Annotated in this window: 9 protein-coding genes and 2 pseudogenes; 10 read left to right on the forward strand and 1 reads right to left on the reverse strand. The window is 68.0% G+C overall.

Translation table 11 applies throughout. The annotated features are described in order from the left end of the window. Positions 1-5 precede the first annotated feature (5 nt). On the reverse strand, positions 6-443 hold the full coding sequence (locus ABFB10_RS09565; RefSeq protein ID WP_347166340.1) for an NUDIX domain-containing protein: 438 nt from the start codon (positions 441-443) through the stop codon (positions 6-8). Positions 444-519: 76 nt separating this feature from the next. Between ABFB10_RS09565 and hslO the strand changes: the two genes are divergently transcribed. From hslO to ABFB10_RS09615, 10 genes and pseudogenes are all read left to right on the forward strand, one after another. Further along, entirely contained in the window at positions 520-1,503 is a 984-nt protein-coding gene (hslO, locus tag ABFB10_RS09570; RefSeq protein WP_347166341.1) for an Hsp33 family molecular chaperone HslO, read from the forward strand. Beyond that, on the forward strand, positions 1,490-2,089 hold the full coding sequence (locus ABFB10_RS09575) for a CoA pyrophosphatase (protein WP_347166342.1): 600 nt from the start codon (positions 1,490-1,492) through the stop codon (positions 2,087-2,089). Before hslO ends, ABFB10_RS09575 begins: the two co-directional genes overlap by 14 nt. Next, positions 2,086-3,249, forward strand: coding sequence for a CCA tRNA nucleotidyltransferase (locus ABFB10_RS09580; protein ID WP_347166343.1), 1,164 nt, complete (start codon positions 2,086-2,088; stop codon positions 3,247-3,249). Before ABFB10_RS09575 ends, ABFB10_RS09580 begins: the two co-directional genes overlap by 4 nt. Before the next feature lie 177 nt (positions 3,250-3,426). Further along, the gene (locus ABFB10_RS09585) at positions 3,427-5,271 is read left to right on the forward strand and encodes an ABC transporter ATP-binding protein (RefSeq protein WP_347166344.1); all 1,845 of its coding nucleotides are present in this window, start codon (positions 3,427-3,429) and stop codon (positions 5,269-5,271) included. Further along, positions 5,271-7,130: an ABC transporter ATP-binding protein gene (locus tag ABFB10_RS09590; RefSeq protein WP_347166345.1), complete on the forward strand. Its 1,860-nt coding sequence runs from the start codon at positions 5,271-5,273 to the stop codon at positions 7,128-7,130. Before ABFB10_RS09585 ends, ABFB10_RS09590 begins: the two co-directional genes overlap by 1 nt. After that, positions 7,127-8,963 (forward strand): annotated as a pseudogene (locus ABFB10_RS09595) (ABC transporter ATP-binding protein). The gene ABFB10_RS09590 and the pseudogene ABFB10_RS09595 overlap by 4 nt, the downstream one beginning before the upstream one ends. Next, positions 8,960-9,487: an AAA family ATPase gene (locus tag ABFB10_RS09600; protein WP_347166346.1), complete on the forward strand. Its 528-nt coding sequence runs from the start codon at positions 8,960-8,962 to the stop codon at positions 9,485-9,487. Before ABFB10_RS09595 ends, ABFB10_RS09600 begins: the two are co-directional and overlap by 4 nt. Positions 9,488-9,493: 6 nt before the next feature. Then, a complete protein-coding gene (locus ABFB10_RS09605; RefSeq protein ID WP_347166347.1) occupies positions 9,494-10,732 on the forward strand; it encodes a class I SAM-dependent RNA methyltransferase in 1,239 nt (412 codons plus the stop codon). 2 nt (positions 10,733-10,734) lie between these two features. Beyond that, the gene (locus ABFB10_RS09610) at positions 10,735-11,541 is read left to right on the forward strand and encodes an ion transporter (RefSeq protein ID WP_347166348.1); all 807 of its coding nucleotides are present in this window, start codon (positions 10,735-10,737) and stop codon (positions 11,539-11,541) included. 37 nt (positions 11,542-11,578) lie between these two features. Next, positions 11,579-12,077: pseudogene (locus ABFB10_RS09615) on the forward strand (L,D-transpeptidase family protein). The last annotated feature ends 33 nt before the right edge of the window (positions 12,078-12,110 follow it).

Raw genomic sequence — 12,110 nt, forward strand, 5'->3', positions numbered from 1 at the left:
CCCGGTCAAAGGCACAGGCGCCGCACGAAGTCGCGCTCGCCGGGGTTGCCCAGCATCTCGGCGGCCAGATCGGCGGGCATCCACAGCGCGGTATGGCCGGGCTCTGACGGGGCTTCGCGGCCAAGGACAGGCTCTGCGGCGTAAAGGATGCACATCTTCTCGGCCCAGATCTCGTATTCGGGCATGAAGGTGAACCGCCGGAAGGCCCCCAGCCGCCGGGGATTGGCGATGGTCCAGCCGGTCTCTTCGCGGATCTCGCGGTGCAGTGCCGCAAGGGGCTGTTCGCCCGGGTCGATGCCGCCGCCGGGCAGCTGGTATTCGGGATAGGGCTCTGACTGGTGGGTCAGCAGCAGCGCCCCGTCGCGCGGCAGGATCGCGTAGACTCCGGGCCGAAAGATGTATCTGCGGCCCGTTTCGGGGGCCTCTCCGTATCGCGGCGCCATGGGGACCCCTTTGCGTTTGCGTCAGCTTTCCCTATATGACCGCCTATTGCCACTCACCGGCAGACAAGGAAACCCCATGAGCTTCGGCACCAAACTCGCCTGGGACGATACCGTCCTTCCTTTCCAGCTTGACCGCTCCGACATGCGTGGACGCGTGGCGCGTCTGGATGGCGTGTTGTCCGGCGTCCTGAAGCAGCACAACTATCCCGCCCCGGTCGAGGCGCTGGTGGCCGAGATGGCCCTGCTGACCGCGCTGATCGGCCAGACGATCAAGCTGCGGTGGAAGCTGTCGCTGCAGGTCCAGACCAATGGCCCGGTGCGGATGATCGCCACCGATTATTACGGCCCCGAGGAAGAGGGCCAGCCGGCGCGCATCCGCGCCTATGCCAGCTTCGACGCGGACCGGATCACCGAGGCCGCGCCCTTCGATCAGCTTGGGCAGGGCTATTTCGCCATCCTGATCGATCAGGGCGAGGGGATGCAGCCCTATCAGGGTATCACCCCCGTCGCGGGTACGTCGCTGTCCGACTGCGCCGCCGCCTATTTCGCCCAGTCCGAGCAGCTGCCCACCACCTTCGCGCTGGCCTATGGCCGCTCGACAGAGCCGGGCGTGCCAGAGCACTGGCGCGCCGGTGGCATCATGCTGCAGCACATGCCCAAGGCCTCGCCCTTCGCCTCGGGCGAGGCGACCGGCGACGCGGGCCTGCTGGCGGCCGAGGACCTGGTCGAGGGCGACGAGAAAGAGAACTGGAACCGGGTCAACGCGCATGTCGCGACATTGGAAGAGCTGGAGCTGATCGGCCCCAGCGTGCCGCCGACCGACCTGCTGGTGCGCCTGTTTCACGAGGAACAGCCGCGGGTCTACGACAGCCAGACGATCCGCTTCGGCTGCACCTGTTCCGAGGATCGCGTGCGGCAGTCGCTGTCGATCTACTCGGCCCGGGACATCGAGAAGATGACCACCGACGAGGGTCTCGTGACCGCCGACTGCCAGTTCTGCGGCGCGCATTACGAACTGGACCCGGCATCGGTGGGGTTCGAAAGCGATGACAAGGCATGATCAGGAACGGGCGCTGCGCCGCGCGCTGACCCGCGCGGCGGGCGCCTCGTCCGACTTCGACCTGAACCGCGACGTTGCGCTGCCGCCGGACCGCAAGCTGCGGGCGGCGGGGGTGCTTGTCGCCTTTCAGGAGGGGGCTGAGGGCCTTGACCTGATCCTGACCAAGCGCTCGTCGCGGCTGAAGCACCACCCGGGCCAGATCGCCTTTCCCGGCGGCAAGGTCGATCCCGGCGATGCCGACGAGACCGCCGCCGCCCTGCGCGAGGCACAGGAAGAGGTCGGGCTGGACCCGGCGGCTGTCGAGGTGCTGGGCACCCTGCCCCCACATGAAACGGTCACCGGCTTCACCGTGACGCCGGTGCTGGCGATGGTCCGCGCGCCCTTCACCCCGGTGCCGGAACCGGGCGAGGTCGACGAGGTCTTCAGCGTGCCGCTGGCCCATGTCACCGACCCGGCGCGCTTTTCGGTGCAGTGGCGGCGCTGGCGCGGGCAGCGGCGGCTGTATTACACGGTGCCCTTTGGTCCCTATTACATCTGGGGCGCGACGGCGCGGATGCTGCGGGGGCTGGCGGAGCGGATGACATGACGCAGGTGACCGGCGACTGGCTGACCGCACCCGGCACGCAGGCGGTCATGGGCATGCTCGAAGACGCGGGCTATCAGGCCCATGCGGTCGGCGGCTGCGTGCGCAACGCGCTTCTGGGCGCGCCGGTGGCCGATGTGGACATCTCCACCGACGCCCGGCCCGAAACCGTCATCGCGCTGGCCGGGGCGGCGGGGCTGAAGCCCGTGCCCACCGGCATCGACCACGGCACCGTCACCGTCGTCGCCGGGGGCGAGCCCTTCGAGGTCACCACCTACCGCGCCGACGTGGAAACCGACGGGCGCCGCGCCGTGGTGCGCTTTGCCGACACGATGGCAGAGGACGCGGTGCGCCGCGACTTCACCATGAACGCGCTTTATGCCGACCGGCGCGGCACGGTGGTCGATCCGCTTGGCGGGCTGCCCGACCTCCGCGCGCGGCATCTGCGCTTCATTCAGGACGCCGCGCAGCGCATCCGCGAGGACTACCTGCGCACGCTGCGCTATTTCCGCTTTCACGCCTGGTACGGCGACCCGGCGCAGGGCATGGATGCCGAGGCGCTGGCCGCCATCGCCTACAACCTCGACGGTCTCGACCGGCTGTCCGCCGAGCGCGTGGGCGCCGAACTGCTGAAGCTGCTGGCGGCGCCCGATCCGGTGCAGGCCGTCGCGGTGATGGCGCAGACCGGCGTCCTGCCGCGCATCCTGCCCGGCGCCAGCCCGCGCGCGCTTGGGCCGCTGCTGATGGCCGAAGAGGCGCTGGGCCTCGCCCCTGATCCGCTGCGCCGCCTTGCCGCCACGGGCTTTGCCGATGGCGCCGCGCTGCGTCTGTCGAAACCGGACCAGAAGCGCCTGACGCTGCTGCGAGAGCTGACCGAAGGCACGGCGGGCCTGCCCGAAGTGGCCTGGCGCCATGGTGCGGAGACCGCCAGCGACACCGCCGCGCTGCGCGCCGCCATGCTGGAACAGCCGGTCGATCCCGCCGCCCTGCCCGACCTTGCCGCAGCGGCGCAGGCGCGCTTTCCGGTGACGGCGCAGGATCTCATGCCCGCGCTTTCGGGCAAGGCGCTGGGCGACCGGCTGCGGGCGCTGGAAGCGCAATGGATTGCCTCGGGTTTCGCGCTCGACCGTGAAGATTTGCTGACAGCGCCCCCTGAAGCGTGACAAACGCATCCTTTTCGGGTAAGAGGACTTCCGAACCCGACCGGAGGACACTTGATGGTGCATGACAGGATCCAGCCCAGCCTCGCCTGAGCCGCCTTGTTTTGCACGGGTGGCCCATGGCCCCCGCTTCCCATCTCGTGTTTCGCTTTTGCTTTTGCTCTGTGAGGAGCCTCCGGAATGTTCCGTTTCTTTGAAAATCTTGTCGATCCCTATGCCAAGTACCGGCAGACCGACACGCCGCCGCGCCGGCTGTTGCCCTTCATGCTGGACTATGCGCAGCCCTTTCGGGGGGTCTTTGTCTGGGCCACCCTGCTGTCCATCGTCGTCGCGGCGGTGGAAATCTGGCTGATCTGGGTCATGGGCTGGGTGGTCGACATCCTGTCGGGCGACCCGCAACAGGTCTGGCAGGATCACGGCTGGGCGCTGATCGGCATCGGCGCCTTCATCCTGGTCCTGCGGTCGCTGATCCAGGCGGCGGACGTGCTGCTTCTGAACAACACGATCCTGCCGAACTTCGGCACGCTGATCCGCTGGCGCGCGCATGGCCATGTGCTGCGCCAGTCGGTCGGCTGGTTCGAGAACGACTTTGCGGGCCGCATCGCCAACCGCATCATGCAGACGCCCCCCGCGGCGGGCGAAGCGGTGTTCCAGATCTTCGACGCGATCACCTTTTCCATCGCCTATGTGGTGGGCGCCATGGTGCTTCTGGGCGATGCCGACCCGCGCCTGATGATCCCCATGGCGCTGTGGCTGGTGCTCTACGGCGCGTTGATGCGCTGGACCGTCGTGCGCGTCGGCCCGGCCTCGAAAGCGGCCAGCGACGCGCGCAGCCTTGTGACGGGGCGCGTGGTGGACAGCTACACCAACATCCACTCGGTCAAGATGTTCGCCCACACCGGGTCGGAACTGGACTACGCGAAAGAGGCCATCGAGACCTCGCGCAAGACCTTCCAGGACGAGATGCGGATCTACACCATCATGGACGTCACCCTGATGGTGCTGAACGGCCTGCTGATCGTCGGTGTCGTCGGCTGGGCGCTGGCGCTGTGGATGCAGGGCGCGGCCTCGACCGGGGCCGTGGCGGCGGCGACCGCGCTGACGCTGCGGCTGAACGCCATGACCGGCTGGATCATGTGGGCGCTGACCTCGTTCTTCCGCCAGCTTGGCGTCGTGGCCGAGGGGATGGAAACGATTGCCCAGCCGATTGCGCTGACCGATTCCGGTGGCGCGCAGCCGCTGCGGCTGACCGACGGGCGGATCGAGATCAAGGGGCTGAGCCACCACTACGGGCGCGAGGCCGGCGGTCTGGACAACATCGACATCGTGATCGAACCGGGCGAGAAGGTCGGGCTGATCGGCCGCTCCGGCGCGGGCAAGTCGACGCTGGTGAAGCTGCTCTTGCGCTTCTACGACGCCGAGAAGGGCACGATCCGCATCGACGGGCAGGACATTTCCGAGGTCACGCAGGACAGCCTGCGGCTGGCCATCGGCATGGTGCAGCAGGACAGCAGCCTTCTGCACCGTTCGGTCCGGGACAATATCCTCTACGGGCGTCCCGATGCCTCGGAAGACGACATGATCCGCGCCGCCCGGCAGGCGCAGGCACATGACTTCATCCTCGACCTGACCGATCCCAAGGGGCGGCCCGGCTACGACGCCCATGTGGGCGAGCGCGGCGTCAAGCTGTCCGGCGGCCAGCGGCAGCGGGTGACGCTGGCGCGGGTGATCCTGAAGGACGCGCCGATCCTCCTGCTGGACGAGGCGACCAGCGCGCTGGACTCCGAGGTCGAGGCGGTGATCCAGGACACGCTTTACGGCATGATGGAGGGCAAGACCGTCATCGCGATTGCACACAGGTTGTCTACAATCGCGCAGATGGACCGCATCCTGGTGATGGACGCGGGCCGGATCGTCGAAGAGGGCACCCATGACGCGCTTTTGGCGCGGGGCGGGCTATATGCCGGGTTCTGGGCGCGCCAGTCCGGCGGGTTCATCGACGCGGATTCAGAGGCGGCAGAGTGATGCAGCAGTGGTTTCAAAGGTTTGTCCGCCGTGCGGGCGACATGATCGACGCCGAGGCCCCCGCCGAGGGGCCGCCGCCACGCAGGCTGCGCCCCTTCGTCTTCTGGGCGCTCAAGGGCGGCTGGACCGTGATCTGGCTGGGCGTGGCGATTTCCGTGCTTGCGGGCATCACCGAGGTCGCCTCGATGTGGCTCTTGGGCCTGGTCGTCGATGCGGTCGCGGCGCCCGCCAATGCGGTGGTCCCCGTGGGTTGGCTGATTGCCGCCGCCGTCGGGCTGCTGCTGGTGGCGCGCCCGCTGCTGTTCGGCGGGCTGGCCCTGACGCAGGCGGTCATGATCGGGCCGAACATCCTGAAGCTGGTGCTGGCGCGGCTGTATCGCTGGACCATCGACCAGCCGGTCAGCTTCTTCGACAACGACTTTGCCGGTCGCGTGGCGCAGAAGAAGATGCAGGCCGCGCGGTCCCTGACAGAGATCGTGGTCGAGACGGTGAACGCCGTGACCTTCGGGCTGGCGACCGTCATGGCCACCGCCGTCCTGCTGGGCGGTATCAGCGGCTGGCTGCTGGGGGTCCTGGCGCTGTGGCTGGTGGCCTATGCCGGGTTCCTGAAGCTGATGCTGCCGACGGTCCGCGCGCGCTCTGCCAAACGCGCCGAGGCGCAGGCCATGGTCACCGGGCAGGTCGTCGATACGATCAGCAATATCAAGACGGTCAAGCTGTTCGCGGGCGGCGCGCAAGAGGACCGGATGGCGCTGGGGGCGATGTCGGACCTGCGCGACAAGACGCTGCACTACGGCGAGGCGCAGACCGCTTTCCGCCTTGGGCTGATCTTCATCGCCGGGCTGCTGCCGATCCTCATGGTCGGCGCGGCCATCGCGCTGCGCGCCGGTGGCGTCAGCCCCGGTGACATCGCCGCGGTCGGCGCCGTGACGATCCGGCTGGCGCAGATGACTGGCTGGATCAGCTTCACCCTGATGGTGATCTATTCCCACCTCGGAGAAGTCGAGGACGGCATGAACACGCTGTCGGTGCCCCACACGCTGACCGATGCAAGTGACGCGGCAGAGCTGGTGGTTCCGGCGGCAGAGATCCGCTTTGACGATGTGACCTTCACCTATGGCGGCGAAAGCGGCGGGGTCGAGGGCATCGACCTGACCATCGCCCCGGGCGAAAAGCTGGCGATTGTCGGCGCTTCGGGGGCGGGCAAGTCGACGCTGCTGGCGCTTCTGCTGCGGCTCTACGACAGCGAGGGCGGCGTGGTGCGGATCGACGGGCAGGATGTCTCTGGTGTCACGCAGGAAAGCCTGCGCCGCAAGATCGGCATGGTCACGCAGGAAACCGCCATGTTCAACCGCTCGGCCATGGACAATATCCGCTATGGCCGCCCCGAGGCCTCTGACGCCGAGGTCATCGCCGCCGCCCGCGCCGCGGAGGCGCATGAGTTCATCGGCGCGCTGCGCGATCACCGGGGCCGTAAGGGCTATGCGGCGCATCTGGGCGAACGCGGCGTGAAACTGTCGGGCGGCCAGCGGCAGCGGATTGCGCTGGCCCGCGCGATCCTCAAGGACGCGCCGATCCTCGTCCTGGACGAGGCGACAAGCGCGCTGGATTCCGAGGTCGAGGCCGCAATCCAGGAGGCCCTGGGCCGGGTGATGCAGGGCAAGACGGTTCTGGCCATTGCACACAGGTTGTCCACAATCTCCAGCATGGACCGGATCATCGTTCTGGACGGGGGCCGCATCGTCGAGGAAGGCACCCACGACACGCTTCTGGAAAACGGCGGGCTTTACGCGCGCTACTGGGAACGGCAGTCCGGCGGTTTCCTTGGCAGCGACGGCCTGCCCGAGGCGGCGGAATGATCCACCGCCTGCTGTCCTTCGTCGATGCATTCGCCCCGGCAGAGGGCACCCCGCCCCGCGATGTCTGGCCCTTTTCCCGCTGGGCGCTGCAGGGCGCCTGGCCCGCGATCTGGACCGCCTGTTTCGTGACGCTGCTGACCGGAGTGGCGGAACTGGTCTCGGCCCGGTTCACCGGCTGGGTGGTGGATGCCGCCGCCGCCGAGGGCCCCGGCGCCTACTGGGGGCCCTACACGCTGCTGATCGGCTTCGGCCTGATGTTCTTCCTGCTGATCCGCCCGCTGATCGTGCTGGCCGATGCGGCGGTGTCCTCGGTCAGCCTTGGGCCGAACCTCTACCCCTTGGTGCTCAGCCGGGTGAACCGCTACACGCTGGGGCATTCGCTGTCCTATTTCGACAACGACTTCGCTGGGCGCATCAGCCAGAAGGCGACGCAGGTCGCGCGCGGGTTGAACGACCTCGTGAACGAGATGACCGACGTGCTGGTCTATGCCGTCGCCATGTTCCTCGGCACCTTCGTGCTGCTGGCGGGGATCGACCCGCGGCTGCTGCTGATCTTCACCGGCTGGTTCGTGGTCTACGCGCTGTTCCTGCGGCTGATGATCCCCGAGGATGCGGCGGCTGGCGCGCGAGCGCGCCGATGCCAATACGCTGGTCACCGGGCAGATCGTCGACACGCTGTCCAATATCGCGACGGTCAAGCTGTTCGCCCATGACCTGCGCGAGGACGAGGCGACGCGCGCCACGCTGGTGCGCTGGCGCGGCAAGGCGCGCGACTTCGGCGTGGTCTCGGCGCTGTTCCGGCTGGGGCTGATGACGCTGGGCGGGCTGCTGCCGCTGATGGCGATCCTGTCCTCGCTCTACCTCTTTTCCATCGGCTCGGCTTCTTCGGGCGATATTGCCATGACGGCGATGTTGACGACGCGGCTGGCGATGCTGACCAACCGGCTGGGCCGCGCGGCCATGTCGATCTTCACCAATATCGGTGTGGTGGCCGACGGCATCGGCACGCTGACCCCGCCGCATGCGATCACCGACCGCCCCGGCGCGCGGGACGAGGCCCGCCCCGGCCCGCTGCATTTCGATCACCTGACCTTCCGCTACGGCGGCAAACAGGCGGCGCTGAACGATTTCGAGCTGACCGTGCGGCAGGGCGAGAAGATCGCGCTGGTCGGGGCCTCGGGCGCGGGGAAATCCACGGTGATCGGGCTTCTGCTGCGGCTTTACGACGTCGAAGAGGGCCGCATCCTGCTGGGCGGCGACGACATCCGCGACCTGACTCAGGCGGCGCTGCGGCGGGCGGTCTCGGTGGTGCGGCAGGAAACCTCGATGTTCAACCGTTCGGCGCTGGAGAACATCCGCTACGGGCGCCCTGATGCCAGTGACGAAGAGGTTTTCGAGGCCGCCCGGCGTGCCTCGGCCCATGACTTCATCCTCGCCCTGCGCGATCATCGCGGGCGCGAGGGCTACGAGGCGCGGCTGGGCGAGCGCGGCGTCAAGCTGTCCGGCGGGCAGCGGCAGCGCATCGCGCTGGCCCGGGCGATCCTGAAGGATGCGCCGGTTCTGGTGCTGGACGAGGCGACAAGCGCGCTGGACTCCGAGGTCGAGGCAGAGATCCAGGAGGCGCTGGACGTGGTGATGCAGGGCAAGACCGTCATCGCCATTGCACACAGGTTGTCCACAATCGCCCGGATGGACCGGATCATCGTGATGGAACAGGGCCGCATCGTCGAACAGGGCACCCACGACGCCCTTCTGGCCAAGCGCGGCGTCTATGCCCGCTACTGGTCGCGACAGTCGGGCGGGTTCCTTGGGGCGCAGGACGCGGCGGAATGAAACGGGTGATGATCGTGGGCCAGCCCGGCGCGGGCAAGTCAACGCTGGCCCGGGCGCTGGGGCAGCGGACCGGTCTGCCGGTCGTGCATATCGACTGTATACACTGGCAGCCGGGCTGGGTGGAGCGGGACAGGGCCAGCAAGATCGCCCTGATGCGCGCCGAGGAAGAGCGCGACGCCTGGATCATCGAGGGCGGGCTGTCCGCCACCTGGGACACCCGGCTGGCGCGCGCCGATACAGTGATCGTCCCGGAGTTCCCGACCTGGTTGCGGCTTTGGCGGGTGGTCAAGCGGCGGATCGAATATGCGGGCGGGCAGACCCGGCCCGACCTGCCACCGGATTGCCCGGAACGCTTCGATGCCGCGTTCCTGCGCTGGATCTGGGACACGCGGCACAGCAACCGCCTGCGAAACCGCGCCCTGATCGCCCGGGCCGCGCCCAGGCGGACCTGCCTGCTGACCGGCCCCCGCGCCGTGCGGCGCTTTCTGCGGGATCTCGACAGCGGCGGTTTTGCGGGGCAATAGGGCCGCATGGAACAAGGCAGCCCCCACGCAACCCGTGTCACCATTGAACGTCTGGGCCACCGCGGCGACGGGATCGCGGCGGGGCCGGTCTATGTGCCGGGCGCCCTGCCCGGCGAAGTGGTCGAGGGTGCGGTGCAAAGCGGCGTGATCGCGGCACCGCGCATTGTCACGCCCTCGACCGACCGGGTCGCGGCGCCCTGCCGCCATGCCAAGGCCTGCGGCGGCTGCCAGTTGCAGCACGCCTCGGACGATTTCGTCGCCGGGTGGAAGGTGGACGTGATCCGCCGTGCCCTGAGCGCGCAGGGGCTGGAGACAGAGCTTCGCCCCATCGCGACCTCCCCAAGCCAGTCGCGCCGCCGCGCCGCCTTTTCCGCGCGGCGCACCAAGAAGGGCGCGCTGGCGGGCTTTCACCGCAAGGCGTCCGACGTGGTGGTCGCGGTGCCGGACTGCATCCTCGTGACCCCTGCCCTTGCCGCCGCCCTGCCCCTGGTCGAGGCGCTGGCGGTGCTGGGCGCCTCGCGCAAGGGCGAGCTGTCGGTGCTGGTGACGGACTGCGCCTCGGGGCTGGACGTGGCGGTGAGCGGCGGCAAGCCGCTGGACACGGCCCTGCGCGCCGATCTGGCGGCATTGGCACAGGATCACGGGCTGTCCCGCCTGACCTGGGACGACGAGACGCTGGCTTTCAAACCCGCTTTCCAGAGCTTCGACGGCATTGACGTTGTGCCGCCCCCGGGCGCCTTCTTGCAGGCCACCGAGGCCGGGGAACAGACCTTGCGCGCCGGGGTGAACGCGGCGCTCGAGAGTTGTACACATCTTGTCGACCTCTTCGCGGGCTGCGGCACCTTTGCCCTGCCGCTGGCAAAGCGCGCCCGGGTGCACGCGGTCGAGGGTGAGGCGGCGATGGTCCGGGCGCTGGATCAGGGCTGGCGGCAGGCGCAGGGTCTGCGCCATGTCACCCACGAGGCCCGCGACCTGTTCCGCAACCCGCTGCTGCCGGACGAGCTGAAACGCTTCGACGGGGTGGTGATCGACCCGCCCCGCGCCGGGGCCGAGGCGCAGATCGCCGAGATCGCCAGCGCCCGGGTGCCGAAGATCGCCCATGTCTCGTGCAACCCCGTGACCTTCGCCCGGGACTGCGCAACCCTTGTCGCGGCGGGCTATCGCCTTGACTGGGTGATGCCGGTTGACCAGTTCCGCTGGTCTACCCATGTGGAAGTCGTTTCCGCCCTTTCGCTTCAGGACTGACCATGACCCTTCGCCAACGGATCGGCGCTTTCGTCGATCGACCCGCCGTTCAGAACTTCATCATCGGCGTGATCGTCGTGAACGCCGTCCTGCTGGGGATGGAGACTTCGGACCACCTGATGGCGACAGCAGGCGGGCTGATCCGCACGCTGGATCTGGTCTGCCTTGGCATCTTCCTTGTCGAAATCGGGCTGAAGCTGGTGGCCCGCGGCCCGGCCTTCTTCCGCAACGGCTGGAACGTCTTCGACTTTGTCGTGGTGGGCATCGCGCTGGTCCCCTCGACCCGGGGGCTGTCGGTGCTGCGGGCGCTGCGCATCCTGCGGGTGCTGCGGGTGATTTCGGTCGCGCCGCGCCTGCGCCGCGTGGTCGAAGGCTTCATCACCGCCCTGCCCGGCATGGCCTCGGTCTTCCTGCTGATGGCGATCATCTTCTACATCGGCTCGGTGATCTCGACCAAGCTTTTCGGGGACGCCTTCCCCGACTGGTTCGGCAACCTGCCCCTGTCGGCCTATTCGCTGTTCCAGATCATGACGCTGGAATCCTGGTCCATGGGAATCGTGCGCCCGGTGATGGAGGTCTACCCCTATGCCTGGGCCTTCTTCGTGCCCTTCATCATGATCACGACCTTCGCGGTGGTGAACCTGCTGGTGGGCCTGATCGTGAACTCGATGCAGGACGCCCATGCCGAGGAAACCAACGCCGCGACCGGCAGCTATCGCGACGAGGTGCTGGCGCGCCTGGTGGCCATCGAAGAGCGCCTTGCGGCACAGTCTGGCGATAATGTGATGTTAACCAAGCCGCGCGAATAGTGTAGGATGCAAGAAAACAATCCATGGGGCAGTGGACATGCGGTTCATCAAGGTTTTCTTGATATTGGCGGTGATGCTTGGCGTCTCGGCCTGTAGCAGTAAATTCAAATCCTATCACGGGCCGGAGGTCACGCAGGTCGTCGTCAACAAGAGCGACCGCAAGATGTACCTCCTGCATCACAACAAGGTCCTGAAGGCCTACGACGTGGGCACTGGGCTTCGCGCCCGCCGGTCACAAGGCCTTCGAGGGCGACGGGCGCACGCCCGAAGGCGACTACACGATCGACCGCCGCAACCCGGACAGCAAGTTCTACCTGTCCATCGGGATCAACTACCCGAACGAAGAGGATGCGGCGCTGGCCAAGGCGCTGAACAAGCAGCCCGGCGGCGACATCTTCATTCACGGGCAGGGGCCGACCTACCCGCGTGGCGCGCCGCGCGACTGGACGGCGGGCTGCATCGCCATCACCGACAAGCAGATGCGCGACGTCTACGCCATGGTGAAGGACGGCACGCCGATCCGCATCAATCCCTAGCGCCATGGGGCCCGGCAGGGCGCCTTGCCTTGC

Origin of the sequence: Ponticoccus litoralis (genome assembly GCF_039769985.1) — a bacterium.
GTDB lineage: Bacteria > Pseudomonadota > Alphaproteobacteria > Rhodobacterales > Rhodobacteraceae > Ponticoccus > Ponticoccus litoralis.

What these genes read in the sequence shown, in the direction of transcription:
- ABFB10_RS09565 (WP_347166340.1), bottom strand. Translation starts at nt 443, where the DNA reads ATGGCGCCGCGATACGGAGAGGCCCCCGAAACGGGCCGCAGATACATC.
- hslO (WP_347166341.1), top strand. Translation starts at nt 520, where the DNA reads ATGAGCTTCGGCACCAAACTCGCCTGGGACGATACCGTCCTTCCTTTC.
- ABFB10_RS09575 (WP_347166342.1), top strand. Translation starts at nt 1,490, where the DNA reads ATGACAAGGCATGATCAGGAACGGGCGCTGCGCCGCGCGCTGACCCGC.
- ABFB10_RS09580 (WP_347166343.1), top strand. Translation starts at nt 2,086, where the DNA reads ATGACGCAGGTGACCGGCGACTGGCTGACCGCACCCGGCACGCAGGCG.
- ABFB10_RS09585 (WP_347166344.1), top strand. Translation starts at nt 3,427, where the DNA reads ATGTTCCGTTTCTTTGAAAATCTTGTCGATCCCTATGCCAAGTACCGG.
- ABFB10_RS09590 (WP_347166345.1), top strand. Translation starts at nt 5,271, where the DNA reads ATGCAGCAGTGGTTTCAAAGGTTTGTCCGCCGTGCGGGCGACATGATC.
- ABFB10_RS09600 (WP_347166346.1), top strand. Translation starts at nt 8,960, where the DNA reads ATGAAACGGGTGATGATCGTGGGCCAGCCCGGCGCGGGCAAGTCAACG.
- ABFB10_RS09605 (WP_347166347.1), top strand. Translation starts at nt 9,494, where the DNA reads ATGGAACAAGGCAGCCCCCACGCAACCCGTGTCACCATTGAACGTCTG.
- ABFB10_RS09610 (WP_347166348.1), top strand. Translation starts at nt 10,735, where the DNA reads ATGACCCTTCGCCAACGGATCGGCGCTTTCGTCGATCGACCCGCCGTT.